The 25,318-nt window shown below is 67.4% G+C and carries 24 protein-coding genes; 10 read left to right on the top strand and 14 right to left on the bottom strand.

Features of this window, described 5'->3' with window-relative positions; genetic code table 11:
• Nucleotides 1–54: 54 nt before the first annotated feature.
• On the bottom strand, nucleotides 55–1,125 hold the full coding sequence (locus F787_RS0100670) for a Fe(3+) ABC transporter substrate-binding protein (RefSeq protein ID WP_028491008.1): 1,071 nt from the start codon (nucleotides 1,123–1,125) through the stop codon (nucleotides 55–57).
• A 168-nt stretch (nucleotides 1,126–1,293) separates the two neighbouring features.
• Between F787_RS0100670 and glnE the strand changes: the two genes are divergently transcribed.
• Genes glnE through F787_RS0100645 form a run of 5 tightly spaced genes read left to right on the top strand, consistent with a single transcriptional unit; the run spans nucleotide 1,294 to nucleotide 7,742 of the window.
• The gene (gene glnE / locus F787_RS0100665) at nucleotides 1,294–4,230 is read left to right on the top strand and encodes a bifunctional [glutamate--ammonia ligase]-adenylyl-L-tyrosine phosphorylase/[glutamate--ammonia-ligase] adenylyltransferase (RefSeq protein ID WP_028491007.1); all 2,937 of its coding nucleotides are present in this window, start codon (nucleotides 1,294–1,296) and stop codon (nucleotides 4,228–4,230) included.
• A 35-nt stretch (nucleotides 4,231–4,265) separates the two neighbouring features.
• Complete coding sequence (locus F787_RS0100660; RefSeq protein WP_028491006.1) at nucleotides 4,266–5,186, top strand: branched-chain amino acid transaminase; 921 nt, start codon at nucleotides 4,266–4,268, stop codon at nucleotides 5,184–5,186.
• A 39-nt stretch (nucleotides 5,187–5,225) separates the two neighbouring features.
• Nucleotides 5,226–5,453, top strand: a complete 228-nt coding sequence (locus F787_RS0100655; RefSeq protein ID WP_018869775.1) for a zinc-finger domain-containing protein — start codon at nucleotides 5,226–5,228, stop codon at nucleotides 5,451–5,453.
• Nucleotides 5,454–5,499: 46 nt separating this feature from the next.
• On the top strand, nucleotides 5,500–6,936 hold the full coding sequence (hldE, locus tag F787_RS0100650) for a bifunctional D-glycero-beta-D-manno-heptose-7-phosphate kinase/D-glycero-beta-D-manno-heptose 1-phosphate adenylyltransferase HldE (protein ID WP_028491005.1): 1,437 nt from the start codon (nucleotides 5,500–5,502) through the stop codon (nucleotides 6,934–6,936).
• A complete protein-coding gene (locus F787_RS0100645) occupies nucleotides 6,933–7,742 on the top strand; it encodes a sulfotransferase (protein WP_028491004.1) in 810 nt (269 codons plus the stop codon). The genes hldE and F787_RS0100645 overlap by 4 nt, the downstream gene beginning before the upstream one ends.
• A gap of 18 nt (nucleotides 7,743–7,760) precedes the next feature.
• On the opposite strand, the gene F787_RS0100640 is transcribed toward F787_RS0100645, so the two are convergent.
• The 6 genes from F787_RS0100640 to F787_RS0100615 are packed head-to-tail and all read right to left on the bottom strand — an operon-like array spanning nucleotide 7,761 to nucleotide 13,629.
• The gene (locus F787_RS0100640; protein ID WP_028491003.1) at nucleotides 7,761–9,053 is read right to left on the bottom strand and encodes a hypothetical protein; all 1,293 of its coding nucleotides are present in this window, start codon (nucleotides 9,051–9,053) and stop codon (nucleotides 7,761–7,763) included.
• Nucleotides 9,028–9,708, bottom strand: a complete 681-nt coding sequence (locus F787_RS0100635) for a sulfotransferase family 2 domain-containing protein (RefSeq protein WP_028491002.1) — start codon at nucleotides 9,706–9,708, stop codon at nucleotides 9,028–9,030. The genes F787_RS0100640 and F787_RS0100635 overlap by 26 nt, the downstream gene beginning before the upstream one ends.
• Before the next feature lie 48 nt (nucleotides 9,709–9,756).
• Nucleotides 9,757–10,359 (bottom strand): hypothetical protein, encoded by a 603-nt coding sequence (locus F787_RS0100630; RefSeq protein ID WP_028491001.1) that lies wholly within the window; start codon nucleotides 10,357–10,359, stop codon nucleotides 9,757–9,759.
• Nucleotides 10,356–11,498, bottom strand: coding sequence for a glycosyltransferase (locus F787_RS0100625; protein ID WP_028491000.1), 1,143 nt, complete (start codon nucleotides 11,496–11,498; stop codon nucleotides 10,356–10,358). Before F787_RS0100625 ends, F787_RS0100630 begins: the two co-directional genes overlap by 4 nt.
• Entirely contained in the window at nucleotides 11,495–12,235 is a 741-nt protein-coding gene (locus F787_RS0100620; RefSeq protein WP_081694058.1) for a 3-deoxy-D-manno-octulosonic acid kinase, read from the bottom strand. Before F787_RS0100620 ends, F787_RS0100625 begins: the two co-directional genes overlap by 4 nt.
• On the bottom strand, nucleotides 12,235–13,629 hold the full coding sequence (locus tag F787_RS0100615; protein WP_018947466.1) for an O-antigen ligase: 1,395 nt from the start codon (nucleotides 13,627–13,629) through the stop codon (nucleotides 12,235–12,237). The genes F787_RS0100620 and F787_RS0100615 overlap by 1 nt, the downstream gene beginning before the upstream one ends.
• A 176-nt stretch (nucleotides 13,630–13,805) precedes the next feature.
• Between F787_RS0100615 and F787_RS0100610 the strand changes: the two genes are divergently transcribed.
• From F787_RS0100610 to F787_RS0100600, 3 genes are all read left to right on the top strand, one after another.
• Nucleotides 13,806–14,936, top strand: a complete 1,131-nt coding sequence (locus F787_RS0100610) for a glycosyltransferase (protein WP_028490998.1) — start codon at nucleotides 13,806–13,808, stop codon at nucleotides 14,934–14,936.
• A gap of 242 nt (nucleotides 14,937–15,178) precedes the next feature.
• A complete protein-coding gene (locus F787_RS17085; RefSeq protein ID WP_231373375.1) occupies nucleotides 15,179–15,973 on the top strand; it encodes a phosphotransferase in 795 nt (264 codons plus the stop codon).
• Between the two features lie 3 nt (nucleotides 15,974–15,976).
• Nucleotides 15,977–16,735 carry an AAA family ATPase gene (locus F787_RS0100600; protein ID WP_028490996.1) on the top strand — a complete coding sequence of 253 codons (759 nt, stop codon included), beginning with the start codon at nucleotides 15,977–15,979 and terminating at the stop codon, nucleotides 16,733–16,735.
• Here F787_RS0100600 and F787_RS0100595 read toward each other — a convergent pair.
• Nucleotides 16,724–17,497: a sulfotransferase family protein gene (locus F787_RS0100595; protein WP_028490995.1), complete on the bottom strand. Its 774-nt coding sequence runs from the start codon at nucleotides 17,495–17,497 to the stop codon at nucleotides 16,724–16,726. The two genes, F787_RS0100600 and F787_RS0100595, sit on opposite strands and share 12 nt — an antisense overlap.
• A gap of 81 nt (nucleotides 17,498–17,578) precedes the next feature.
• Here F787_RS0100595 and F787_RS0100590 point away from each other — a divergent pair, with 81 nt between their 5' ends.
• Complete coding sequence (locus F787_RS0100590; protein WP_019591009.1) at nucleotides 17,579–18,673, top strand: glycosyltransferase; 1,095 nt, start codon at nucleotides 17,579–17,581, stop codon at nucleotides 18,671–18,673.
• Between the two features lie 363 nt (nucleotides 18,674–19,036).
• The gene (locus F787_RS17080) at nucleotides 19,037–19,432 is read left to right on the top strand and encodes a hypothetical protein (RefSeq protein WP_231373374.1); all 396 of its coding nucleotides are present in this window, start codon (nucleotides 19,037–19,039) and stop codon (nucleotides 19,430–19,432) included.
• Here F787_RS17080 and F787_RS0100580 read toward each other — a convergent pair.
• The 6 genes from F787_RS0100580 to F787_RS0100555 form a co-directional block, all read right to left on the bottom strand.
• The gene (locus F787_RS0100580; RefSeq protein ID WP_028490994.1) at nucleotides 19,396–20,295 is read right to left on the bottom strand and encodes a sulfotransferase; all 900 of its coding nucleotides are present in this window, start codon (nucleotides 20,293–20,295) and stop codon (nucleotides 19,396–19,398) included. The genes F787_RS17080 and F787_RS0100580 overlap by 37 nt on opposite strands.
• Complete coding sequence (locus tag F787_RS0100575) at nucleotides 20,292–21,131, bottom strand: sulfotransferase domain-containing protein (protein WP_028490993.1); 840 nt, start codon at nucleotides 21,129–21,131, stop codon at nucleotides 20,292–20,294. The genes F787_RS0100580 and F787_RS0100575 overlap by 4 nt, the downstream gene beginning before the upstream one ends.
• Nucleotides 21,132–21,133: 2 nt before the next feature.
• Nucleotides 21,134–21,868, bottom strand: a complete 735-nt coding sequence (locus F787_RS0100570) for a sulfotransferase family 2 domain-containing protein (RefSeq protein ID WP_028490992.1) — start codon at nucleotides 21,866–21,868, stop codon at nucleotides 21,134–21,136.
• A 64-nt stretch (nucleotides 21,869–21,932) separates the two neighbouring features.
• The gene (locus tag F787_RS0100565) at nucleotides 21,933–23,078 is read right to left on the bottom strand and encodes a glycosyltransferase (protein WP_028490991.1); all 1,146 of its coding nucleotides are present in this window, start codon (nucleotides 23,076–23,078) and stop codon (nucleotides 21,933–21,935) included.
• Nucleotides 23,071–24,165, bottom strand: a complete 1,095-nt coding sequence (locus F787_RS0100560) for a glycosyltransferase family 9 protein (RefSeq protein WP_028490990.1) — start codon at nucleotides 24,163–24,165, stop codon at nucleotides 23,071–23,073. Before F787_RS0100560 ends, F787_RS0100565 begins: the two co-directional genes overlap by 8 nt.
• Entirely contained in the window at nucleotides 24,155–25,186 is a 1,032-nt protein-coding gene (locus tag F787_RS0100555) for a lysophospholipid acyltransferase family protein (protein ID WP_028490989.1), read from the bottom strand. The genes F787_RS0100560 and F787_RS0100555 overlap by 11 nt, the downstream gene beginning before the upstream one ends.
• Nucleotides 25,187–25,318 lie beyond the last annotated feature (132 nt).

Raw genomic sequence — 25,318 nt, 5'->3', positions numbered from 1 at the left:
CGCCCCGACCACGGGGTGGCCGGGGCGCTGCGGGGGTCTCCGGGTCAGGCGGGATCAGCGCCAGCCACCCCGGTCGAGGGTGCGCACCGCCTCGGCGTTGTTCTCGCCCAGCAGGTACAGGTCGATGTCGTCGGAGACGAAATCACCGAAGCCGGCGAGGATGTCGCTGGCGGGAACGTCGTCGCGGATCGGGTATTCCTGGTTGGCCTCGGCGTACCACTCCTGGGCGGATTCGGAGGTCAGGTACTCGATCAGCCGCGCCGCGTTCTCCTGGTTGGGCGCGTGGGCGGTGACCCCGGCGCCGGAGATGTTCACGTGCGTGCCGCGGTCGTCCTGATTGGGCCAGAAGACCCCGATCTGCTCGGCCACTTCGCGATCACGCCCTTCGCCTTCCAGCATCATGCCGAGGTAGTAGGTGTTGGCGATGGCGATGTCGCACACGCCGTCGGCCGCCGCGCGGATCTGGTCGCGGTCACCTCCCTGCGGACGCCGGGCCATGTTGGCCACGATGCCGTTGACCCACTGCTGGGCTGCGTCCTCGCCCTCGGTGGCGATCATGGAGGCGACCAGCGACTGGTTGTAGATGTTGTCGGAGGAGCGGATGCAGATCCGGCCTTCCCACTGCTCGTCGGTCAGGGCCTCGTAGGTCGACAGCTCGGACGGGTCGACACGGTCGGTGTGGTACATGATGGGCCGGGCGCGCATGGACAGGCCGAACCACTCGCCATCCGGGTCGCGGTAGCGCTCGGGGACGTTGTTTTCGAGGGTTTCGCTCTCGATCCCCTGGAGTACCCCGGCCGCGTGAGCCTGGTGCAGACGTCCGGCGTCCGTGGTGATGAACACGTCGGCGGGCGAATTGCGGCCTTCCTGCCGCAGCCGCTGGAGTAGAGCGTCGGCACCCCCGGTCACCAGGTTGACCTCGATCCCGGTCTCGTCGGTGAAGTCTTCCAGCAACGGCTGGATGAGCTGTTCCTGGCGTGCGGAATAGAGATTGACCTCACCGGCGTCCGCGGTGGCCGCGTCGTCGGCACCGTTATCGGCGTCGGGGCCACAGCCGGCAAGCGGCAGGGTGATGGCCACCGTGGCGGCGGCACCGATGATCCAGTTCAGGGGGCGGGTATGCATGGCTGTTGTTCCTCGAAACGGGTGGTTCCTGTGATTGATTCGCCATAAAAGCGAGAACGATTGTTATTTGTATTATCTTCCGTGGTCAAGTCCCATCATCCGGATTGTTTGTCGCGGCGGCCCGACCCGGACGTGCACATCGATCGGTGTTTCCCTAATCTGAGACCCATGGACAAGCCACTGCCGCAGACCCCCGCCCCGCTGCCCGCCGCTCTGGAGGACGAGATCCGGCGCCTGTGGGAGGAAATGGAACCGGCAGAAGGCGTAGCGCCGGACTCGCCCCCCGCCGAGCACCGGCCGCTGGCCTTCAGCCATTACCTGGCGCAGACGGTGCGGCGCCATCCGGCCTACCTGGTGGAGGCGCTGGATGCCGAGGGCCGCATACCGGCCTGCACCGACGCGGACTTTCATGCGGCCCTGCAGGCCCGGGTGGACGCCGCGGAGGACGAGGACGGCCTGCGTCGGGCGCTGCGCGAGACGCGCCATCGCGAGCTGCTGCGGATTGGCTGGCGGGATCTGGCCGGCGCGGCGGACCTGGAAGAAGTCATGCACGACCTCAGCCGCCTGGCGGACGGCCTGATCGGTGCGGCGCTGGGATGGCTGGATACGCGTTACCGCGCGCGCCACGGCCAGCCGCGCAGCGCCGAGGACGGATCGCCGCAGTCGCTGGTGGTGCTGGGGCTGGGCAAGCTGGGTGGCGGCGAGCTGAATTTCTCCTCCGACATCGATCTGATCTTTGCCTTCGAGGAGAATGGCGAGACCGACGGCGCGAAGCCGCTGGACAACCCGACCTATTTCCAGCGCCTCGGCCGGGCGCTGATCGCCGCGCTGTCCGAGGTGACCGCGGACGGCTTCTGCTACCGGGTCGACATGCGCCTGCGGCCGTTCGGGGATACCGGCCCCCTGGCGATGCACTTCGACGCGATGGAGGATTACTACCAGGCCCATGGTCGGGAGTGGGAACGCTACGCGCTGATCAAGGCGCGGGTGATCGCCGGGGACGTCGAGGCCGGCGGGCGCCTGATGCGCCGGCTGCGCCCGTTCATCTATCGCCGTTACCTGGATTACGGATCGCTGGCCAACCTGCGCCAGCTCAAGCAGATGATCAACGACGAATCCGCGCGCAAGGGCCGGTTCGAGGACGTGAAGCACGGCGAGGGCGGGATCCGCGAGATCGAGTTCATCGGCCAGGCCTTCCAGTTGATCCGTGGGGGACGCGATCAGGCCCTGCAGCGGCGCGACCTGCTGGGCGTGCTGGCGGTGCTCGGGGAGCGCGAGCTGCTGCCCGATTACGTGGTGGAACAGCTGGAGCGCGGTTATCGTTTTCTGCGGCGGGTGGAGAACCGCCTGCAGATGCTCAACGACCAGCAGACCCACCGTCTGCCGCGCGAGGGCGATGACCGCGCGCGCCTGGCGCTGGCCATGGGGTTCGAGGACGAGGGCAGTTTCGAGGCCGCGCTGGTACGCGAACAGCACCGGGTCCATGCCCATTTCGATCAGGTCTTCGTTGCCCCGCAGCGGGCCGGCGAAGAAAGCATGGAGGACTCGCCGGAGGCCGATCGCGAACAGCAGATCCAGCGGCTGTGGATGGGCACGCTGAACGAGGACGAGGCCCGTGAGGCGCTGGCCGGACTCGGCTTCAACGATCCCGGGTCGGCCTTCGCCGGCATCAATGATCTGCGCGAAAGCCCCGGGGTGCGGGCGATGAGCACCACCGGGCGTCAGCGTCTCGACCGGCTGATGCCGTTGCTGCTGGGGGCCATCGCCGAGCAGGACGCGCCCGACGATGTCCTGCCGCGGGCGCTGCAGCTGATTCGCACCATCGCGCGGCGCTCGGTGTATCTGTCGCTGCTGGTGGAAAACCCGCTGGCGCTGTCCCAGCTGGTGCGCCTGGTGGGCGCGAGTCCGTGGATCAGCGACCAGCTGACCCATCATCCCCTGCTGCTGGACGAACTGCTGGATCCGCGCGCGCTGTACGCTCCGCCGGACCGCGAGGGCCTGCAGGCGGAACTGGAAGACGAGCTGGCACGCTTCCCGGGGCAGGACCACGAGCAGATGCTGGACCGCCTGCGCCAGTTCAAGCAGGTGCAGACCCTGCGCGTGGCGGCGGCCGACATTACCGGGTTCCTGCCGCTGATGAAGGTCTCGGATCATCTGACCTGGCTGGCGGAGGTGCTGCTGGAACAGGTGCTGCACCTGGCCTGGGAGCACATGGTGCAGCGTTTCGGCGCGCCGCAGTGCGGCGAGGATGCCAGCGCCTGCCGTCCGGCGCGTTTCGCGGTCATCGGCTACGGCAAGCTGGGTGGCTTCGAGCTGGGCTACGGTTCGGATCTCGATGTGGTGTTCCTGCACGACAGCGATGACAGCGCCAGTGCCCGCACCGCCGGGCCGAAGGTGATCGACAACAGCGAGTTCTTTGCCCGGGTCGCCCAGCGGGTGGTGCATCTGCTGGGGGCGTTCACCGCCTCCGGGCGGCTGTACGAAGTAGACACGCGGCTGCGCCCCTCGGGTACGGCCGGTTTGCTGGTTTCCGGGCTGGAGGCGTTCCGTCGCTACCAGGACGAGTCGGCCTGGACTTGGGAACACCAGGCACTGGTGCGGGCGCGTTTCGTCGCCGGGGATCGTCTGCTGGGCGAGGACTTCGCCGCCCTGCGCCGGGAGGTTCTGACCCGTCCGCGCGATGCCGATGCCCTGCGCCGCGAGGTGGTGGAGATGCGCCAGCGCATGTTGACCGAGCACGCGTCGAAACCGGGCGATGGCTTCCACCTCAAGCGCGACCGTGGCGGTATCACCGATATCGAATTCATGGTTCAATACTGGGTTCTGGTTGCCGCGCACGAGTATCCGGCAGTGTGCGAATACCCGGACAAGATCCGCACCCTGGAGGCCCTGGGCGCCAGTGGCGTGATCGACGCCGGGTTCAGCAGCGAACTGGCCGATGCCTACCGCGATCTGCGCAACCGCATCCACCGTTTGACCCTTGCCGGGCGCGACGCCCGCGTGGAACAGCCGGATGCGGAGCTGGAGGCGGTGCGCGCGCGGGTGATGCGTGCCTGGGAGAGCGTATTCGGCGATGCCGATGTTGATGCTGCTTCCCGAGGCTGACCCGACGGAACAACACGAAACCGAGGACGCAAGCGATGTCGATGGCCGACCGGGACGGGGTGATCTGGCTGGATGGCGAGATGGTGCCCTGGCGGGATGCGAAGACCCATGTTCTGACCCACACCCTGCACTACGGGATGGGGGTGTTCGAGGGTGTCCGGGCCTATCCCACCGATCACGGGCCGGCCATCTTTCGTCTCGAGGATCACACGCGGCGCCTGTTCAACTCCGCCAAGATCCTCGGCATGACCCTGCCGTTCACCGCCGAGCGTCTGAACCGTGCACAACAGGCGGCGATCACCGAGAACAATCTCGAGAGCGCCTATCTTCGGCCGATGGCCTTCTTCGGTTCCGAAGGCATGGGCCTGCGCGCCGACAATCTCGAGGTGCACGTGATGGTGGCGGCCTGGAGCTGGGGCAGCTATCTGGGTGATGACGGCATCGAGAACGGCATCCGCATCCGTACGTCGTCGTTCAGCCGGCACCATGTGAACGTGACCATGTGCAAGGCCAAGGCCAACGGCAACTACATGAATTCGATGATGGCCCTGCAGGAGGCGACCCGCTGCGGCTACGACGAGGCCATGCTGCTGGATACCGAGGGCTACGTCGCCGAGGGCAGTGGCGAGAACATCTTCATCATCCGCGACGGGGTGATCTATACCCCGGATCTGACCTCGGCCCTGGACGGCATCACCCGGCGCACGGTGCTCGAGCTGGCGGCCGAGGAGGGCTTCCGCGTGGTGGAGAAGCGCATCACCCGCGACGAGGTCTACATCGCCGACGAGGCCTTCTTTACCGGGACCGCCGCCGAGGTCACCCCGATCCGCGAGGTCGACGACCGGCCGATCGGCTCCGGCAGCCGCGGTCCCATCACGGAATTGCTGCAGTCGCGCTACTTCGACGTGGTCCATGGGCGTGATTCCCGCCATCAGGACTGGCTGACCTACGTCTGATTGATTCACGCGACCCCGACCCGGAGCGAGACCCGAACCATGGTGAATCCCGAAACCGCCAAACATCAGGATCAGTACGAGACCGCCAACGCCGAGACGACCGTACGGGTCACCAGTGCGGACCTTCCGCTGCACTGCCCGGGTCCCAGGGCGGCGCTGTGGGCCTCGCACCCGCGGGTCTACATCCCGATCGACGAGACCGAGGACGGGCGCTACCAGTGTCCCTATTGCGGCACGATCTACATCCTCGAAGACGCCGCCGACTGATTTCGCGCCCCGGGGCTGTCGCTCGACAGAACCCCGGCGCGAGCGCATGACCATGACCCTGCCCCCCCTGGATCAGGCCCGCGTGCTGGTCGCCGGCGATCTGATGCTGGATCGCTACTGGCACGGCGCGACCGACCGCATCTCGCCGGAGGCGCCGGTGCCCGTGGTGCACGTGCGCGACATCGAGCAGCGTCCGGGCGGGGCCGGTAACGTCGCCCTGAACCTGGCCGCGCTGGGCGGTCGTCCCGACCTGGTGGGGGTGACCGGGGACGACACGGCCGCGTCCGATCTGTCCGCATTGCTGGAGGAGGCGGGCGTTCGCTGCCACTTCCGGCGCCGGTCGGGGGCCGCGACCATCACCAAGCTGCGGGTCATCAGTCGTCATCAGCAGCTGATCCGGCTGGATTTCGAGGACGGTTTCCCCGGCGCCACGGCCGGTGACCTGATGGCGGATTTCGAACCGTTGCTGAGCGACTGCCAGGTGGTGGTGCTGTCCGACTACGCCAAGGGGGCGCTGCGCGACCCGCAGCCGCTGATCCGCGCGGCACGGGCCGCCGGCCGCCCGGTGCTGGTGGATCCCAAGGGCACCGATTTCTCCGCCTATCGCGGCGCGAGCCTGGTGACGCCCAATCTCGCGGAACTGGAGGCCGTGGCCGGCCCTTGTCCGGACACGGTGGCGCTGGAGCGCGCGGCCACCGGTCTGCTTCGCGAGCATGGCATCGAGGCGTTGCTGGTGACGCGCGGCGCGGAAGGCATGACCCTGTTCCGTCCCGACCGGCCGCCGGTGCATCAGCCGGCGCGCGCCCGCGAGGTGTTCGACGTGACCGGTGCCGGCGACACCGTGATCGCGACCCTGGCGGCCGCAGTGGCGGCCGGGGAGCCGCTGGAGGATGCGATGCATCTGGCCAACCTCGCCGCCGGGATCGTGGTCGGCAAGCTGGGCACCGCGACGGTCTCGCCGGACGAACTGCGCGCGGCGCGGCACGAGCCGGAGGGCGCCGGTCGCGGCGTGCTGTCCCGCGCCGGGCTGATGGCCGCGCTGGAGCGCGCACGGGCTGCCGGTGAGCGCATCGTGATGACCAACGGCTGTTTCGACCTGCTGCATGCCGGGCACGTGGCTTATCTGGAGCAGGCCCGGGCTCGCGGCGACCGGCTGGTGGTGGCGGTCAACGATGACGCCTCGGTGCAGCGCCTGAAGGGCCCCGGACGACCGGTGACCCCGCTGGAGGGCCGCATGGCCGTACTCGCCGGCCTGGCCGCGGTGGACTGGGTGGTGCCGTTTGCCGAGGACACCCCGGCGGCCCTGATCGGCGAGGTGCTGCCCGACGTGCTGGTGAAGGGCGGCGACTACAGGCCGGAAGACATCGCGGGTTATGATGCCGTCACCGCGGCCGGCGGCCGGGTCGAGGTGCTGGGCTTCGTGGACGGCTGTTCGACCAGCGCGGTGATGGAGCGTATCCGACAGGGCGAATCCGACACATGAAAGTACTCTATCTCGTGGGCATGGGCCGCAGCGGCTCGACCCTGCTGGACATCCTGCTGGACGCGCACAGCCAGGTGCGCGCGCTGGGCGGGGTCCGGCGCCTGGCGCATTACGCGCGCAAGCATCCCTGCCCCTGCGGCGCGCCCAGCTTTTGGGCATGCGAGTTCTGGTCGGCGGTCAACGCCCGGCTGGAGGAGCGCCTGGGCTGCAATCTGGAGACCCTGGACGTGCATGCGCGCGACCCGGCCCGTTTCAACGAGCACAACCGCACGCTGTTCGAGGTGGTCTCCGAGGTCAGCGGGGTCCCGTTCGTGACCGACAATTCCAAGTCGGTGCAGCGCCTGCGCCGGCTGATGGCCGCGCCCGACATCGACGTGGTGCCAATCCACGTGCTGCGCGACCCGCGCGGGCGGGCGCAGTCGCTGCGCAAGCGCAAGCAGCAGAACTACCTCCCTACCTTCTCCTATTCCCACCGTTCGCTGCGGCTGTACCACCTGCTGCGCAACGAGCCGCACATCATGGTGAACTACGAGAAGCTGGCCTACGACCCCGAGGACCAGCTGCCGAAGCTGATGGAGCGCCTGGGGCTGGAGTTCGAGCGCCCGCAGCTGGATTCCTGGGCGGAGATGGCGCATCACAACATCGGTTCGGCGGATGTCTTTCGCAAGACCGAGGGCAGTGTGATCTGGCCGGACGATGCCTGGAAGCAGGTGATCCCGCCGTACATGCAGCGCATCCAGAACGTGATCGCCTGGCCCGGTCGGGTCGCCAACGACGCCAAGGAGCGTCGCTGGGGGCTGGACTGACGCCGGGCGAGTGGCGGATCAGCGCCGCTCGCTGACCTGCAGCAGCCACTCCCGGTCGCGCTGCGCGGCGCGCAGAAGACCGCGCGCCCCCGGCCGGGCAAAGGCCAGCGGCAGCGGATCGAGGATCCACAACGCATGGCCGTCGCTGCCCAGCATGCGCGGGTCCCGCCCGCGGAACCGGATCCCGTAGTCTCGCAGACCCGCCCAAAGTGTCTCGGCCGCTTCCGGACCGGGCGGAGGGCCGCCGTCCGTCAGCGGGTGCATGTCCGCGATTGCTTCCTGGACCAGCCAGATCATGCCGCGATCCGCGGCGACCACGGCCACCGGCCGTGGCGCCGCCAGCCCCAGCCGCCGGAGGGTGAGCGCATGGCTCCAGACCCGACGCGCGGTCCGGCGGGTGAGGGCCGGGCGCAGCAGGGCGGGCAGGGTCTGCCAGGGTGCATCAATCCGCCGGGCGCAGAGTTCGGGCGTGTCCGATGAGGCGACGGTCTCCGGCAGCTCGCCGGTCGCGTACAGGTGGCGGGCGATCTCGCCGGCCTGCTCGCGCGTGAGGCTGCGCCGGTCGTGGATGATCCCGAGGTCGTCGCTGCGAAAGCGCGGGTAGTGTTTCCAGCCGCGTGCCGCGCGGTGCGCAACGCGGCGGGCATGGCGCACGCGGGCGTGGCGCAGTACCCGCAGGAAACGTTCCAGTTCGGCCTCGCTCGCGTCCCAGCCGCGCAGCTCGTGGTAGCGCCGGAAGCCCTCGCGGATGCGCGCCTCGGGCACGCGGGTCTTTGAGGCGTACAGCCGCTGGAGGTGGCGCAGGGCGGGCCCGCGGGCCAGCGCCCCGGCGCGGCGCCGGACCCGGTCCCCGTCGATCGCGTACAGCTTTCCGCCGTGGGGGATGAAGTTCAGCCAGTTGAGATCGTTCTGCACGATACCGGCGCGGTGGTGTTCGGCCAGGGTGGTCAGCAGCCGGGCATGGGCCTCGTGCCCGGGATCACCGCCGGGCGGTGGCCAGGGGGTATCCGCCTCGACCAGGTCCAGCACCAGTAGCCACGCGCGGTATTGCGGGCAGTAGCCGGCATGGTGCACCGCCGGCGCCGGCACGCCGGCCGCCTCCAGCCGGCGCGCCCCGCGCGTGCCACGGTGCCATTCGGCCCACTGGGCGATGCGCCCGAGATAGAACTTGGCGACTACCGCCCGATCGTCGGGCAACCGGGCGCGAAAGATCCGTCGCTTGCCCGGGTACTCGTGGAGGCAGTCCTCCAGCGCGAGGGTCCCGAGGCCCGGGATCTCCGGGCGGTCACCGGTTTGCGGAAGTCGGGGCATCGAATTCGTAGCCCAGCAGTTCCAGGTCGCGGCGGTAATGCTGCGCCACCATCTCCGCCAGGGTGTCGTCGTAGTAGCTGCGATAGTCGTCGCGTTCGCTGGCGCGGCGCAGATGCGGGAGTTCGGGCGTCGGGATCCCGATGCGCTGACAGATCGTGGCGAAATCCTCGTGCAGGTTCTCGTAGCGGCCGATGAAATCCACGATCACGCGTCCCTGCAGATCGACGATGTACTCGTGCTGCAGCTCCGCCGAGGTGTCCAGCATGTAGTCATACGGCCGTTCGGGGTCGAACTTCAGCCGCAGGAAATCGCCGAAGGTTTTGACCCCTTCCAGGACCTCCGGCTTCTCCCGCCGGATGTGGTGCCAGGAGCTGACCTGCAGATCCCAGGGGTTGCGCACGATCGCGCACTTGAACAGCTCGCGGTAGACCGGCTCCGGCAGCATTTCCTTGGCCGCGATCGCCTTCGCATGGCGCGGGAACTTCAGCCCCAGCTTGTGCCGGGGGCGGGTCAGCTGGCTGACCTGGCTGGCCGCCCACAGCGGGATGCTGTACCAGCCGCCCCAGCGATACGGCCGCAGTGCCGCCCGGATGCTGGTCCCGCCGGTCTTGGCGATGTGCACGAACAGGAAATTCTTGCGATAGGAAATCAGCATGGATCAGGGCTGGCGGGGATCGGTCACGGTATTGTAACCGCGGGTGCGTCAGGAATCCGCGGGATTGCGTCGGGCATTCAGCGAGCCCAGGGCATGCAGCAGGGTCTCGTCGACGTCGCGTTGCGAGGGTTGGCGGCGCAGCCAGTCGCGGTGCACGAACTGGATTTCGCCCACCACCTGCGGGATGCCGACCAGACGGGCGACCGCCAGCCGGTGATTGCCGTTCGCCACCTTGATGAATTCGCCGTCCGGGCCGATGGCCACGCCGATCTCGTCCTTGCCCAGACCGGCGACGTATCCGTTCTCCGCCATGTTGCGGGCGAGGCCGCGGTACCGCTCGAGGTACTTGTCCAGCGAACGCGCGATCTTTTCCTCGGCCTGATCCTCGGTTTTTCCGCGAGCCCGATAGTAGCGATGCAGCGCCTCCACGTGTTCGGAGCGGCTGCGCTCTTCGTCCAGCAGATGCTCCAGAAGGGCGTAGATCGGGTGCTGGTCGAAGGGTTCGGTCCGCCGGTGCCATTGACCCCGGCGGACGCGTCGGGGAAGGAGTAAACCGTCGATGAAGAACCGGGCCTTGGATGCCGGATCGCGCTTGGCGAGGTAGCGCCGGAGTTCCCGGGTGGGCAGGTCGACGAGGACGGGCGGTTTCATGGGGTGTGTGTTTCCGGATTGGTCGTTGGCGCGAGGCCCAGCGTATCCAGATAGGTGCGGGCGCTCCTGGCAATGGTGTAGTCGGCGACGGCCTGTTGCAGCAGCGCCGGTTCGACCGGTGCCTCCAGGCCGCGGGCCATGCCATCGGCCAGCGCGGGGGCGTCGCCCACCGGGACGAGCGGGCCAAGGCGGCCCCCGGCGAGGATCTCGCGCGGACCGCTCGGGCAGTCCGTCGACACTACCGGTGTCCCGAGCGCCATGGCCTCGACCAGGACATTGGGCGATCCCTCGAAGCGGGAGGAAAGCACGAACAGGTTGGCAGCGCGCATAAACGGATACGGATTGGAGCGGAAACCCGCCAGATCGACATGGTCGGCGATACCCAGTTCGCGCGCCAGGCCTTGCAGGCGGTCCCGTTCCGGTCCTTCCCCCAGGATGATGAGCCGGCAGGGTCGCCGGGCATGCAGCAGCGCGAAGGCCCGCAGGAGGGTAGCGAAATCCTTTTGCGGCCGCAGTCGACCCACCGCCAGGATCACCGGTGTTTCGCTCCGTGTGGTGGCTTCCAGCCACGGATGCTTCGCGGCTTCTTCGGCCCTGGCACTCAGGGATGGCGAGATCACCGGGTTGGCGATGACGCGGAAACGCTCCGGGGGGATGCGCCCTATACGGGCGAGGTCGTCGGCCACCGGCTGCGCCACGGCGACGATGGCATCCGCCAGCGGGTACAGTCGCCGGACGGGGCGGTAACGCAGCCATCGCTGCAGGGCGGTCTTGTCGGCCAGCGAGCCGCTGAGGTGCATCCCCATCCGCAGAACGATCCGCGTCGGGACCCGTGCCAGCCGGCGCGCGCGCAGGGCCACGCGGCCGGCGCGATCCTTGGCCGCCAGGAACGCGTCGGGGCGCTGGCGACGCAGGTAGCGGGTGACCGCGGGCAGCGCCAGCAGGGAGGTTCGCGCATCCAGCCGGATCACGTTGACCTCTGCCGGGATATCCTCCACATGGCCGCCGCGGGCCTTCAGCAACAGCAGATCCACCTGCACGCCGGCATCCACGAACCCGCGCAGCAGATGGTTCATCATCTTTTCGACGCCGCCATCCCCGGTGTAGGACACGAGCACGGCCAACCGCGGGGTAGTCATGCCGGTTTCCGTTCCTCGTTGTAGGCCTGAAGCAGGTGCGGCCAGCCGAGGGCGCCGCGTTCGCGGGTCGCCGCCCATTTGTCCAGCGAACGCCGCAGGCGCGTCAGATTGTCCTGAAGCCCACGATGGCAGCCGATCCGGCCCCGGTCCCAGTCGATCAGCCAGGCCTGTCCGTTGTCCTGGATCAGGATGTTGCGGGCGTTGAGATCCGCATGCCAGGCGCCATGGGCGTGGAACCGGGCGATCACCCGGCCGATTGCGTCCCAAAGTTCGGGCGCGTCCTTTCCGTCCCCGATCCATTCATCCAGCGGGTGGCTGTCCGGGATGCGTTCGCTCAGCAGGTCGCCACGATACACCGGCCCGTGGCGGCAGACCCGTGCGGCCCCCGGACGCGGGACCGGCAGACCCAGTTCGTGCAGTTGCGCCAGCAGGCGCCACTCGCGCACCGGCCGGCTGCGTTCCAGCCCGGCCCACAGGTAGGTATCCGTGGCAACCCGGGCCATCAGTCCGCCCCGCCAGTAATGGCGCAGGACCCAGTCGCGCCCCTCGTGATGCAGGAAGTGGGCCGCCCGTCGGCCGCTGCTGCTGCCGGTCCACTGACCTCGTGCCCGCAATGCCTCGGGGTCGAACAGGTCGTTATTGCACTCCCGGAGCATTCCGGGGTCGGACAGGATGTGGCAATGCCCGACACCCGGATGCGTATTCCATTGTCCCGGTGTCCCGGAAAAAGTACGCATTACGATGATTGTCCGGGTGACTCGGGTTTGTTCCTGGTCAGTATCCTCGAGATTGCGAATGCAAAGGGCAGAGCCAGGATCGGACCGTAGAAGTGCTCCATGGTATATCGATGCAGGATTTGGGCATTCATGGCCCAGAAAAACAGCGCCGGCAGGAAGGCCAGGGTGTAGATTCCGATCGCACGAGTGCTCCCCGCCATGCCGAGCATGCGCCACGCGGCTACGGCAAGGATCATCGTGAAGACGGCGATCATGCCGTACCCGACAAGGCCGAAACGGACCAGGATGTCGAGATGGGAGTTGTGGAAGGTGTCGTCGCGATCCTCAAGTTGGGGCGGAATCGGGAATTCTTCCGTCAGGTGGCGCTGGTCGGCGGCACCCCGCCCCACCAGAGGACGCTCGAGGAAACGTTCCCAGGCAAATGCCCAGTAGACGACCCGGACGCCCACGGAATCGCGCTCCAGTTCCTCGATGTTCCCGTGGAAAGGCAGGGCAATCGTCTGCTGTACGGTATCGGCTGTCTGTCCCCAGCGTTCACTGATGTGGTCCCAGCTGAAGGTGGCCAGAGTGCCGGCGGCGAGCAGCATCGCCACCATCGCGCCCAGCAGTGCTCCCCGAATGCGATGGAGGTCTCTGCGATATGCCCAGATACTCAATGCAAGTACCGCAACCAGCGCGATCGCCAGTGTGAGCCAGCCATTACGGCTCTTGGTTGCGATGATCGAGGCGATGAAAAAAGCAAGAAGTGCCAGAGAAATCAGGCTGCCACCGAGCAGAAGGGACCAGCGCGTTCGGGATGGCGCAGACGACAGGGTGGCGAAAAAGAACACGGTGGTGATTACGAGGGCTGTAATGATGGCCGGGAGCTTGATGGCCGAGGACCGGAACCCCAGTTCCATGTTGTACCGGCCGGTGGTCTGGAGGGCTGCCACCAGGTCCGCGGGCGAGATGTGCATTGCCAGATAGATACAGTAACCGGCCAGCAGCAGGGCTACTGTGACCAGACCATGGCGGAGCCAGTTTCCAGTGGCAGCCAGGGCGAGGCCGTAGATCATCACGGGTACGATCGCGGTCTTCATCCAGGTGGTCATCTCGTCCCAGTGTGAGGTGGCGAGATCCGGGCGTTCGAACAGGGCTGCAAATGCCGTCCGCAGGACCACGTAAACGGCAAAAGCGACAGGCAGCCAGATCAGCGGGGATCCTCTCAGGTGTGACCAGTTACGGCGCACGAAAAGGACTCCGAGGATCAGGAGGAGCAGCTGGAAGGCCTGTCCCAGAGAAATGGACAGGGGAGCCACGAACGCACCCGCATAGAGGGCTCCGGCGGCCCAGAGGCTGAGGGCATCCCCGGGCAGGAAGGTTCGGCTGGATGCAGGGGCATGGATGTTCATCATGGATGGGCCGACTTTGCCAAGGGGGGCTCAGAGGGTGGTATTTTGCCAGTGTTTCCCGTGGGGCGCAGGGGGCGTCGCTGGAGCCGGAGGCGGGCCCTGAGCGGTCGGCCGCTGTATCATGGCGGCGGAATTCACGTGTCCTGGAGTCCGGCTCCGGACATATGGGCGGGGACAACATGCCAGATATCGTCCTGTTCGGGATGTTTCGGCCGTGGGGCGGGACCTACCGGCGATTGATGAACCAGATCCACGTCTGGACCAGGGATGGCTGGTCCGTGGAGCTGGTGACCTTTCGCGACGGTGAGATGTTCTATCCGGACGAAATGCCGGAATCGGTGGCCTGCGTTCATCTGGGGACCCGGGGGAAGCTTGCGACAGCGTTCGCCCTGTGGCGGTACATGCGGCGGCGGCGCCCGGCCGTTGTCCTGTCGGTCAATCACATCACCAACGTGATCCTGGCTCAGGCGGGGATGCTGCCGGAAACGGGGGCGAAGCGGTTCCTGAGCGTTCCCAACACGTTTGGTGAATCCGAAAAGCTTGCCGCGGAACCGCGACGGCGGGAACAGAAGTTCCGCCAGATTCGCCGCTGGTACCCGCGTTCTCACGGGGTGATTGCCGTGTCCGACGGGGTGCGCCGGGACCTGGTCGAAAACGTCGGGCTGAAGGGAGTGGACGTACAACGGATCTATAGCGGGTCCGTTGCATCGGGCACCCTGGAGAGGGCCGGGGAGCCGGTGGACCACCCGTGGCTTGCCGAGGATTCCGCGGTGCCGGTGATTATGTCGGCCGGCCGTCTGGTCCCGCAAAAGGACTATCCGACGCTGCTGCGAGCCTTCGCCCGCTTACGCGAACGACGCGAGGCACGTCTGATCATCGTCGGCAAGGGTCGCGAACAGGAGCAGCTGGAAGCGCTCGCCCGTGAGCTGGGCATCGCGGAGCATGTCGATTTCCCCGGGTTTGCCGCCAATCCGTACGCCTGGATGGCCCGGGCCGACGTGTTTGCCCTCTCCTCCCGCTGGGAAGGACTGGTGAACGTGGTCATGGAGGCACTGGGGCTTGGCGTTCCCGTGGTCTCGACGGACTGCCCCAGCGGTCCGAGGGAGATCCTGGCCGACGGACGCTACGGGGTCCTGGTACCGATGAAGGATCCGGAGGCGCTGGCCGAGGGGCTGGATCGCGTTCTGCGGGGCGAGGGGCCTGTTTTTGATCGGGACGAGGCCGTAGATCGGTTCCGTGCGGAAACCGCGGCTGCCGCCTACCTGGACTTTTTCGGACTTCAGCGCCGGCAAACGGGGCAGGCCGCATGAGGATGTCCTGGCGAGGCTGGAGAGAGCAGCGTCGAATGGTCGGACTGTTGCGGGCGCTGGAGCACTGTCTTGTGCCCGGCGAGTGGCGGTTGCAGGGATCGCTGGCGTGGTTGCCTGCAGGGGCGGACGGGAAGCCCGACGCCTATCAGCAGCATCTCCGGGATACCTTGTTGGCCAGTCAGGGCGGGCGGGTTCGTTCTCCGGTCCATGTGACGGTCCGGGCGGAGGGGGGAGAGCCGGGTATGGACACCCTGATCGCTCGAGGCGACTGGACCCTGTTGGTGGAGCGCTCGCGCAACCGGGTCTTGCGGGTCACGCGGGATGCCGAACGCGTGCAGCGCCTGCTGGAAAACGCGCGCTGGCTGTCCTCGGCGTACCGGTGCCCGCAGCTGGAACCGGCGGCGGACCTTCCGCGGCGGTTCGCCGGCGTGAACGAATCCTTCGTGGAGGGCACGCCGATTCGCGAGGCTCCCGAGACGGTTTGGGAAACGGCCTATCGGGATCTGCTGGGGATGTGCAGTGCCCACGCGCGCCGATGGGAGGGCCGGTTTGACCTGGATCCGGTCCGGCAGGAGCTCGATCGCTGGACCTTGCCGCACTGGCTTTCCCGGGCGGTTGAAGGTCACCGGTATCGCTGGGAACCCCTGTTGCAGGGATGCCCGCTGCTTGCGAGTCATGCGGATTGTCACAACGGCAACGTGTTCGTGCTGCCCGATGGTTCGGTAACGCTGATCGATCTGGAACGGGTGCAGTCGGTGCCTTTCTTTTTTGACGCCCTGTCCCTGTTGCGTGGTTCGGCCGCCGTGAATCAGTTTTTGCGACGTGCCTTTCTGGCGGGTCATTTTGATACGGCACTGGCCGAGGTCTGGGCCGCTGCGGGACACAGCTGGGAGCCCGAGGGGCGTGAGGGCGTCTTGCTGGGGATGGCAATGGCCCACGCGTTTCGTCCGCAGTTCGCCCGGGCGTCCTCGCGCAAGCGTCGGGAGAAATTCATCGGGGCCTGCGAAAAGCTGCGCGCCGACTGCGGCTGGGAGTAATCCGTGCTGAGAATCGAATTCATGGGCCCGCCGGGCGTGGGCAAGACGACGGTGGTGCGCCGTCTGCAGGACGATCGAGCTCCCGGCCTGCCCGCGCTGCACGCGCCCCAGTGGCTGCCGCTGTGGGCCGAACACCAGCGCAAGCGACCGAACGCCGTGACCCGGAATCTGGAATCGATCCTGTATGCCCGCAAGGGTCTGCGGCGCTGGATGCGTCCCAGGCTGGAGAAGGAGATGATCCGTCATGCCCTGCGCGCCTTGCGAGACGCACCCGGGCCCTGGCCGGAATTTCTGCGTGGTGCGCTCGGGACCCCGGACCCGGAAATCCCCGAGGCCCTCGCTCTGGAACGCCTCCGGAGTTTTGCGTTCAGCGCGGCGCAGGCGTGGGTGGCGGACAGCCTGCATGGTCAGGGAGCGGTGGTTTTCGACGAGGGCCTGGCGCAGCGGGGAATCAGCCTGGGGCAGGGCATGGATGTGGCTCGAACACGTGAATTCTATCGGCGGATGCCGGCGCCGGCGGCCGTCGTGCGTGTCCGGGCCTCGAGCGCGGAGATTCAGGCCCGGCTTCGGACCCGGAACCCCGATGTGACGCGTTTCAACGCCATGGTGGAACGGGCGTTCGAGATCGGAGAGCTGGCCGGCGAGGCATTGGGGACGCGTGGCATACCGGTGGTCGATATCGACGCCTCCGGTGATGTCGAGTCCGCGGTGCAGGAGACTGCTCGGGCGCTGAAGGGCTTGTCCGTGATGTCAGGCCGGTGAGGAACGATCCGGATCGAAGCTGTAACCAAAGGCATCGAAATCCTCGCGATACAGACGGCGGATACGGTCGATGGACCTTCCGTCATAATATTCCGCGAGCCTTTGAGTCGAATCGGTGCGATGCGGATCCCAGTTGGCGATCTCGGGGTTGTCCCGGACGTCGAAAAGACGGTGCAGCAGTTCCGGAAGGTCTTCATCGATCCGTTCCAGGTGCCCGACATGGTCGAGACGCCGGCGGTCTCGCGGCAGGAGCGCCACCTGCGGGGCCCAGTGTGGGCCGCGATAGAGATCGCCCTGCTCCAGGCGTGCAAGGAAATCCGCAAAACCGGGCGGCTCCTCGTCCGGAGCTGACGAATATTGCCCGGCGCCCAGGTGTTTTCTGGCTGGTGGTCGGCCGCGGACGACCTTGTCGAGGTAGGCTGACAGGGTGCGGTGAAACGGGTTGCGAACAAACGTGAACAGGAAGTAGTGGCGCCAGGCCTCGCGGCTGACGCGGCTACCGACCTCCCTTGGATGGCGGTAGCCGCCGATCTTGTCCCCCCGTTCCCGGATCGCGTCGCGCTGATCCTGCGAAATCCCCGGGTCGTGGTTCAGCAGGGTGTTGCCGACAGTCGAATGACCGGCCTTGGGGATGCGATAGAAGACGAACCGGCTTGATGTCGATATCAGGATGCGCGGATTGACGCGGTGGCGCGCAACCCGGCCGTCGAGACCGGACAGCAGGGGGTTGAACCTTTCGTCGAGAGCGCGGCGCAGGTGCATGGCGGGCAAAATATAGCACAGCAGGCCCGGCCTCCACGTGGCCTGGTTTCCTTAACGGGGGCGACAGCATTGAACTCGCAATTGGTGATTTTTGCACCCTTCAAGGCCTGGGGCGGGATCGAGCGCAAGATGCTGATCCTGAGTCGGGAGTTCCTGCAACTGGGCATCCGGCCCCGGCTTGTGCTGACCCGCGGCGGACAGGTGCCCTACCCGGAGGAACTCCCGGCGGCCGTGGAGGTAGTGGATCTTCAGAGCAGGGGTAAATTCGACAGCCTGTTCAAGCTGCGGCGTCTGCTGCGGCAGGATCCGCCCGGGGCCGTCCTGACCGCCAAGGACCATTCGGCCAAGGTGGCCGTACTGGGGCGCATGCTGGGGTGGGTGCCGTCGCCGGTGTTCGTGAAGGTGACCAATACTCCGAGCCAGACGTTGCGCCGCTCATTCAAGCGCCATTCGGCGCGCTGGCTGTACCGGCATGCCGACCGGGTCATCGCGATCTCCGAAGGCGTCCGGGATGACCTGGTCGAGCATTTTGACGTGGATCCCGAACGGATCGAGGTGATCTACAACCCGACCGTAACCCCGGATATCCCCGAGCGCGTGAAGGCGCCGGTGGATCATCCCTGGTTTGCTGGTGACGGACCGCCGGTTATTGTCGGGGCCGGTCGTCTGACACCGCAGAAGGACTTTGCCACGCTGCTGGAGGCCTTCGCCCGGGTGCACGAACGGCGTCCGGTGCGACTGGTCATCCTGGGCGAGGGGCCTCTGCGTGAAGCCCTGCTGGAGCAGGCACGGCGGCTGGGGGTGGCGGAGGCCGTTGACCTTCCCGGCTATGTCCCGGACCCGCTACCCTATTTCGCCCGGGCCGGGGTCTTCTGCCTTTCTTCGCGTTACGAAGGGCTGGGTAACGTGCTCATCGAGGCCCTGGCGGCCGGGGCGCCGGCGGTGGCCACCGACTGTCCGTCCGGCCCGGCCGAGATCCTCCAGCATGGGCGGATCGGCCCGCTCGTGCCGGTGGGCGACGCGGATGCCCTGGCCACAGCCCTGCAGGCGACGCTGGAAAACCCGCCCGGCGAGGAGCGGATCCGCGAAGGCCTGGACCGCTTCCGCAGCGACTGCGTCGCCCTTCGGTATGCGCAGGTCATGGGGCTGGTGCCGCGAGAAGGAGAAACTCCGTGATTGTCAGCCATCGCCATCGTTTCATTTTTATCCATTGCCGCAAGGTAGCGGGAAGCTCCATGAAGGTGGCCCTCGCGCCCCATCTGAGCGGACGCGACCTGATGCTCGGGAGCCTGCACGAGGCCCTGCGGGATGTGGACCCCCGCCAGGGGTGGATTCTTCGCCAGCTGATGACGCCCGGCGGGCTGCGGGAGCTGGTCGACGCGCGGCGCAAGAATCGTGACTGGCGTTCCGCGCTGAACAAGGTGGTCAAAAAGCGCGCGAAACGCCGGCTCGGACTCTCGTCATCGTCGCACCCCCCCGGCGGCCGAGGTTCGGTCGGCCTTCCCGAGAGAATGGGATCGGTATTTCAAGTTCTGTTTTGTGCGCAATCCCTACGAACGTGCGGTTTCCGATTACCTTTATCGCACCCGTAACGAGTCGAACCCACCTGCCTTCAGGGAACATCTTGCGGAACTCCATCGGGAGGCCGAAGCAGGCAAGACCAAGCATGACAACTGGCCGATGTACACCATTGATGACCATGTGGCGGTAGACTTTGTCGGCCGTTTTGAGAACCTCGATGCCGACTTTCGCGAGGCGATGACCCGGGTGGGGCTCAAGGACGTTGCCCTGGCGTCCGAAAAGCGTCGGGATTATCCGCGGCCATGGCAGGACTATTACGGTGTGGACGAGAAGGCGCTGGTGGAGCGGCTTTACCGCCGCGAGATCGAATATTTTGGTTATGGATTCGACGATTCGTTGGCAGGCGGGACATAACCGAGCCGGGCGAGCCGGTCGGATACGCTGGCAGCAAAGGTGCGCAGCTCTTCATCATGCTGCCAGGCGTGGGCCCGGTCGGGACGAAAAGCCGCGGCCGCTGCGGCCACCCGTTCGGCATCGGGGGGGCAGCCGCAGAACTCCAGGGCCTGCGGCAGCAGTCGCGCCGGATCCGTCAGCAGGTCCTCGTAGGCGATCTCCATGGCATTGGGGCCCAGGGCCCGGACATGCTCCCGGGCTCGCTGCAGGTAGCTTTCCCACAGGGAGAAGCCGCCTTCCAGCGTACGGCACCGTACCTGTGGAGCGAAGCCGCGACGTGCCGGGGCGCCGGGGTGATTGCAATACCACCCCCGCAGGGATCGATAGCGGTGCACGCGCTTGTCGAAGACCCCGCGGCGGCGGGCGCGCAGGCTTGCTGCCACATCCACGCCGTGCCGCGTGATATGCAGCACACGGGCCTGCGGGAAGAGCTCCAGCCACAACGGCAGCGTGTAGGTGTTGCGCGGATCCTTCCAGCCCCAGGGAGCGATTTGCCCGGGCATGCCGCCGCCGCGCAGTCCGCGGCGGAACCCGAGGAAGCGCAGACTGGCCGGTCCGCGCACGACCCCTTCCATGTAGTCCAGCAGCCACGGCCTGAGTGTTTCGTCTTCCAGCAGCCAGTCGAACGACTCCGGACGGTCCCAGGTCGCGGAGGCTTCGCGGAAGAGCCAGGCGTTGATCGCGTTGGTGAAGGCCGCCTCTTCGTTGCGGCTGGCGCCGACCCCCATGAAGAATCCGGCCTGCTGCAGTACCCGGGTCAGCAGGCTGGTGCCCGAGCGGTGCATGCCGATGATGATGACGGGGGGGATCGCACGGGTGGTCATGATGCAGCGCTGTAATAGCGGTAGCCCGCGTACCAGGGGTCCAGGCGTTCGTTGATGATGGCCTCGACGTATTCGAGGTTCTCGCCGTCGAGGTATTCGCGGTAGCCGCCGACTTCGCCCTTGCGGGTCTTGTAGCTTTCGGCGTCGTCGGCGTCGCGGGCGGCCAGCGAACTGCTCCCCATCGCGTTGCGGGATTCCAGCTGGCGCATGTTGTCGAAGCGGCCGAAGTCTACCGCGGCCCGGAGGGTTTCCGTGGATACGTCCTGCATGCCGATGAATTCGAGCACCCGCCGGAGCTGGCCAGCGGCGTCGGCGTGCAGGTCTTCATAGCGCAGCAGCAGGAAATCGCTCGGCACGTCACGGTTGCGCGCCCAGATGTTGTAGAAATCGACCAATGTCTCGATCCCGCCGCGCCGCTCCCTGACATAGTCTTCCATTCGGCCCTGGTAGTTCGCGTTGCGGCGGGTCTTCTGGAAATAGGACGAAACAAGGACATCCCGGGGGTCGCGGACCATGAAGACGACCTTGCGCCCCGCATAGTCACTCTTGTCCTGCTCCAGCTCCTCCGGCAGCAGAAACTCCGGACCGCCGTCGTGGTGCTGCAGGATGTAGGGGATGTCGCGCCAGGGGCGGGCATAGCCCCGCAGGCGCAGCGGCTTGCGCAGACGGATGCCGTAATGCAGTTCGAGGGCCTTGCTGAGGAGCACGACCAGCCAGGTCCTCCCGCATTTGGGGTAGGAGATCAGGTGGACGTCCGCACGCCGGCGCCGCCAGCGACGCCGGATATGCTGGATGCCGCGGCGCAGCGGGCCGCGATTGCGGGAAATGGCAGCCATGTTCAGCCGTCCTCGAAACGGTAGCCGAAGGCGGCGATCTCGCGCCGGCAGATGCGGTCAATGACCGCTCGGTCGGCATCACTCAGGATCTCGCGGTAGTCCTGCCGCCCCTGGCGAAAGCCGCCCTTGGCCCGCTGCTCGGGCAGCCGGATGTCGGTGCCGAGGCCCAGTTCCTGCTGCAGTTCCGTAAGTTCGGCATTCAGTTTTTCGTAGCGCAGAACCCGGTCCACGGCGATCTCGTCATCGATGGTGTAGTGGTCCCAGTTGCTGAGCCAGTGCGGCTTGTGTTCCTCCAGCCAGGCGAGGTATTCGCTCAGGCTCGGGAAGTTATCGCGCCCCTTCTCTTCCCAGCGGTGTTTCTGCCACCAGTAGCGCGACAGGGCCCGGTCCCAGGGGTTGCGCTCGATGGTGAAGCGGAGACAGGTCCGCCAGGTCTCGGGCCCGACGAGTGCGCGGATCTCCCGGGCGGTTGAGTGCTCGCCGTATTCGGCACGCTGTCTGCGCAGCAGCAACCGTCGCCATTCCTTCCAGCCACGGTGTTCCAGCAGCCGTTTATGGTGGTTGGAGGGCCCCCGGCCGCCCTCGGCCCGGCGGAGCTCTTCCTCGCCGCGATTGGCGCTCAACGGGGTGATGATGTCCTCGGGCCCGCAGGCGCGCGAAAGCCCGACTTCCAGGCTGGAGCCGGCGGTCTTGCGCGTCTTGATGAAGATGAAGCGATTGCGGTGCGAGATGATCACGATGACGGGCCTTGTCGGGCGACTGGCTGGGTGGATTAGATCACAGGCGCGGGAACGCGACCAATCAGTGGTCGGAGGATGCCGGCGGGTGAGCGAGTTCGAGTGCGGCCAGATACGCGCGGGCGGAGCGCGCCGCATCGAACGGGGTGATGGCCTGTCGCAGGGTGTCCGCCGAGGGGGGGCTGTCCAGGAGCTGCTGCAGTGCATCGGCGAGGGCCGCGTCGTCGCCCATGGGCACGACCGGGCCGTAGTTGCCGTGGCCAAGGATGTCGGCGGGGCCGGTGGGGCAGTCCGTGGTAACGGCCGGGGTGCCGCAGGCGAGGGCCTCCACCAGTACTGCGCCGGAGCCTTCGCGTCGCGAAGTCAGGGCAAAGGCATCGGCGCGGGCCATCCAGGCGTAGGGGTTGCCCTGAAAGCCGGGCAGGCACAGGTCGTCCATGATGCCGAGTTCGCGTGCCAGCCCCTCGAGGGCCGGGCGTTCGCGGCCTTCGCCGAGGATGACCAGACGGGCCGGGCGTTGTCGGCGAAGGCGCGCGAAGGCGCGCAGCAGGGTGGCGAAATCCTTGCGCGGCTCCAGGGAGCCGACGCCCAGAATGACGGGGACGGCCGGGTCGCGGTTTTCCGCCAGCCACGGGTGATCGGGCTCCTCGGTGGCCTGCTGCAGGAGGGCCGGGGTCACGATCGGGTTGGGGATGACGTGCAGACGCGATTGAGCCACGTCGGCGAGTCGCCGCAGGTCCTCACCGACACCGGCCGACGGAGCGATCACGACATCCGCGCGCGGATACCAGCGTTGCATGGAGCGCTGCAGGCGCCGGGCCCTGTGCCCGGGCAGGGCCTCCAGCGTGGCGGCGAGCGACATGCCCATGCGGATTGCGACCGGCATGCGCGGTCGGGCCAGTGCGCGCGCGAGCAGCGCCGCGCGATTGAGCCGGTGGCTGGCGGTGTACAGGGCGCGGGGGCGGTGGCGCAGGAGATAAGCGATCAGCGCGGGCAGGACCGTGTTGCGGTGGGCGGCCCGCAGCGGGACATGGCGGACGTTGTCCGGCAGCTCGTCGATATACGGTCCGTGACCGCGGATCGTCACCAGGTCGAATGGCTGGTCCACTTCTGCGAATTCCCGGACCAGGTTGGCCACCACGCGATCCACTCCGCTGTGTCCGGAGGTCGCGAAGAACAGGGCGACAGGGTCTTTGGCGCGATTACGCATCGAAAGATGTCGCCTGCCTCAGGGCATCCAGGCGCTCGGTGACCTCGGCCACCGTGATGCGCTCCATCACGTCGGGTTCACGCACGCGCCGGCCCCAGCGCAGGTCTTCGGGCGGCTTGCCGAACGCGGCCCGGCAGGCCTCGGGGTACTGGTTGACCACCCATTGCCGGCTGCAATAGGGGCCGGTGCGGTCGGGATTCGAGCCGGCGTACAGGCCGATCACCGGGGTGCCCGTCGCGTTGGCCATGTGGGCGGGGCCGGAGTCGGGCGAGACCAGGGCCTGCGCGCGTTCGAGCACGGCCAGCAGCTGCTTGAGGTCGGTCCGGCCGACCAGGTTGGTGACGGGATGGCGGCATTGCGCGGCGATGGCCTCGCCGTATTCGCGCTCGAGCTGCGTGGGGCCGCCGGTCAGCACGATGCCCATGCCGTGGCGTTCGGCGGCGTGGTCGGCGACCGCCGCGTAGCGTTCGGGCGCCCAGTTGCGGAAGTTGCGAAAGCGCGCGCTGGAGCACGGGTTGATGGCGAGCCAGGGTCGGTCCGCGGGCAGGTGCTCTTCGGCCCGGGCCCGGGCCTCCCGCGGCACCGGGATGTCCCAGCGCAGGATGCGTTCGCGCACGCCCAGTGCCTCGGCGAAGCCGAAGAAGCCGTCGAGCACGTGTTCTCGCGGGCGGTGGGCGATGCGGTGGCGGGTGAACAGCCACTGGAAGTCGCGCGCGCGCTGGCGGTCGAAGCCCAGGCGCAGACGCGCGGGGACCTGCAGGCCCAGCAGGCTGGCGCGCAGCGAGACCTGCATCTGCAGCAGCACGTCAAAGCGGCGGCCGCGCAGGGCACGGCGCAGGTCGCCGTAGGCGCGGCGGCCGCGGTTCTTGTCCACGACCACGAATTCGACCCCGGGCAGACCTTCCAGCAGCCGGTGTTCCAGCCGCCCGATGATCCAGGTGATGCGGGTCTGCGGCCAGGCGGCCTGCAGGCTGCGCACCACCGGGACGACGTGGGTGCAGTCACCCAGGGCCGACAGCCGCAGCAGGCACAGCTCGTCCGGCGGGGTCTGAATCAGCGGGCGGTCGGCCGAGTACTCAGGAGGCATCGTCCGGGCCCTGTTCGCGGGCGGCCTTCTTGCGCTTTTTCTTCAGGGCCTTCTTTTTCTTGTTCTTCTGCCAGGGCATGCGCCCGATATGCTTGGTGTGCAGGCCCGGGTACGGGTCGGGTGCATCCTCGGGCTGGGTCTTGAACCGCCGATGGGCCCAGAAATACTGCTGCGGCGCGTGCCGGACCGCGTCTTCCAGCACCGCGTTCATGCGGGCGGCGTCGCGGGCGCGATCCTCGCTCGGGTAGTCCTCCAGCGGCGGCCCCACCACGAACTCGTAGCCGTCGCCGGCGTCGTTTACGTAATAGAACATCGGCAGCACCCGCGCCCGGCCCATGCGCGCCAGGCGCGACAGGCCGGTGGTGGTGGAGGCCTGCATGCCGAAGAACGGGGCGAACACCTGCTCGGTGCGCCGCATGTTCTGGTCGCCGGCGTACCAGATGGTCCCGCCCTTTTTCAGCTTGCGCAGGATCCCGCGGATGTCGTCCTTGGAGATCACGCGTTCCAGCTTGCGCTCGCGGCCGGAGCGCAGGGCGCGTTCCAGCACCGGCTTCTTGTCCATGGGCTTGTAGATCGCGGCCATGGGCACCTGTGCGCCGAACAGCCGACCGGCCATCTCGATGCAGGAGAAATGCCCGGACAGCAGGATCACCGGGTCACCGGCGTCGTGCGCCGCCTTCAGGTGCTCCATCCCGTGGAAGCGGCACGGCACGCGATCCACTGCCGGTCCGCCGAACCAGCCCAGTGCCACCTCGGCCACCCCGCGACCGGTGTAGCCGAAGTTGGCGCGCACCCAGCGTTCGCGTTCTTCCGGATCGAGGTCCGGGAAACACAGCTCGAGGTTGCGGCGCACCACGTAGCGCCGGTCCCGCGCCAGGTAGTAGAGCAGGTGGCCCAGCCCGGTGCCCAGACGGATCGCCAGGCGCCAGGGCAGGCGGGCGAGCAGCCACAGCAGGGCGACGGCCAGGGCCTGTCCCCAGTTGGCCGGATGCCAGGCTTGTTCGCGGCGTTGCGATGTCATCGTTGGTCGAAGTCGGGTGTCGGGTAGATAATGTTGCGCATTGTACATTCGGGACCGCCGGGACGGGGCGTCGCCGGTGGCCGTCTCCGGGGTCGCCCCCCGAAAGTGAGGAACGCGTGCAGGAAGGGATCG

It is taken from the genome of Thioalkalivibrio sp. ALE19, from assembly GCF_000428605.1.
Taxonomy (GTDB): domain Bacteria; phylum Pseudomonadota; class Gammaproteobacteria; order Ectothiorhodospirales; family Ectothiorhodospiraceae; genus Thioalkalivibrio.
This window is presented reverse-complemented; position numbering and strand designations above follow the sequence as displayed.

What these genes read in the sequence shown, in the direction of transcription:
- F787_RS0100670 (WP_028491008.1), bottom strand. Translation starts at nt 1,125, where the DNA reads ATGCATACCCGCCCCCTGAACTGGATCATCGGTGCCGCCGCCACGGTG.
- glnE (WP_028491007.1), top strand. Translation starts at nt 1,294, where the DNA reads ATGGACAAGCCACTGCCGCAGACCCCCGCCCCGCTGCCCGCCGCTCTG.
- F787_RS0100660 (WP_028491006.1), top strand. Translation starts at nt 4,266, where the DNA reads ATGTCGATGGCCGACCGGGACGGGGTGATCTGGCTGGATGGCGAGATG.
- F787_RS0100655 (WP_018869775.1), top strand. Translation starts at nt 5,226, where the DNA reads ATGGTGAATCCCGAAACCGCCAAACATCAGGATCAGTACGAGACCGCC.
- hldE (WP_028491005.1), top strand. Translation starts at nt 5,500, where the DNA reads ATGACCATGACCCTGCCCCCCCTGGATCAGGCCCGCGTGCTGGTCGCC.
- F787_RS0100645 (WP_028491004.1), top strand. Translation starts at nt 6,933, where the DNA reads ATGAAAGTACTCTATCTCGTGGGCATGGGCCGCAGCGGCTCGACCCTG.
- F787_RS0100640 (WP_028491003.1), bottom strand. Translation starts at nt 9,053, where the DNA reads ATGCCCCGACTTCCGCAAACCGGTGACCGCCCGGAGATCCCGGGCCTC.
- F787_RS0100635 (WP_028491002.1), bottom strand. Translation starts at nt 9,708, where the DNA reads ATGCTGATTTCCTATCGCAAGAATTTCCTGTTCGTGCACATCGCCAAG.
- F787_RS0100630 (WP_028491001.1), bottom strand. Translation starts at nt 10,359, where the DNA reads ATGAAACCGCCCGTCCTCGTCGACCTGCCCACCCGGGAACTCCGGCGC.
- F787_RS0100625 (WP_028491000.1), bottom strand. Translation starts at nt 11,498, where the DNA reads ATGACTACCCCGCGGTTGGCCGTGCTCGTGTCCTACACCGGGGATGGC.
- F787_RS0100620 (WP_081694058.1), bottom strand. Translation starts at nt 12,235, where the DNA reads ATGCGTACTTTTTCCGGGACACCGGGACAATGGAATACGCATCCGGGT.
- F787_RS0100615 (WP_018947466.1), bottom strand. Translation starts at nt 13,629, where the DNA reads ATGATGAACATCCATGCCCCTGCATCCAGCCGAACCTTCCTGCCCGGG.
- F787_RS0100610 (WP_028490998.1), top strand. Translation starts at nt 13,806, where the DNA reads ATGCCAGATATCGTCCTGTTCGGGATGTTTCGGCCGTGGGGCGGGACC.
- F787_RS17085 (WP_231373375.1), top strand. Translation starts at nt 15,179, where the DNA reads ATGGACACCCTGATCGCTCGAGGCGACTGGACCCTGTTGGTGGAGCGC.
- F787_RS0100595 (WP_028490995.1), bottom strand. Translation starts at nt 17,497, where the DNA reads ATGCACCTGCGCCGCGCTCTCGACGAAAGGTTCAACCCCCTGCTGTCC.
- F787_RS0100580 (WP_028490994.1), bottom strand. Translation starts at nt 20,295, where the DNA reads ATGACCACCCGTGCGATCCCCCCCGTCATCATCATCGGCATGCACCGC.
- F787_RS0100575 (WP_028490993.1), bottom strand. Translation starts at nt 21,131, where the DNA reads ATGGCTGCCATTTCCCGCAATCGCGGCCCGCTGCGCCGCGGCATCCAG.
- F787_RS0100565 (WP_028490991.1), bottom strand. Translation starts at nt 23,078, where the DNA reads ATGCGTAATCGCGCCAAAGACCCTGTCGCCCTGTTCTTCGCGACCTCC.
- F787_RS0100560 (WP_028490990.1), bottom strand. Translation starts at nt 24,165, where the DNA reads ATGCCTCCTGAGTACTCGGCCGACCGCCCGCTGATTCAGACCCCGCCG.
- F787_RS0100555 (WP_028490989.1), bottom strand. Translation starts at nt 25,186, where the DNA reads ATGACATCGCAACGCCGCGAACAAGCCTGGCATCCGGCCAACTGGGGA.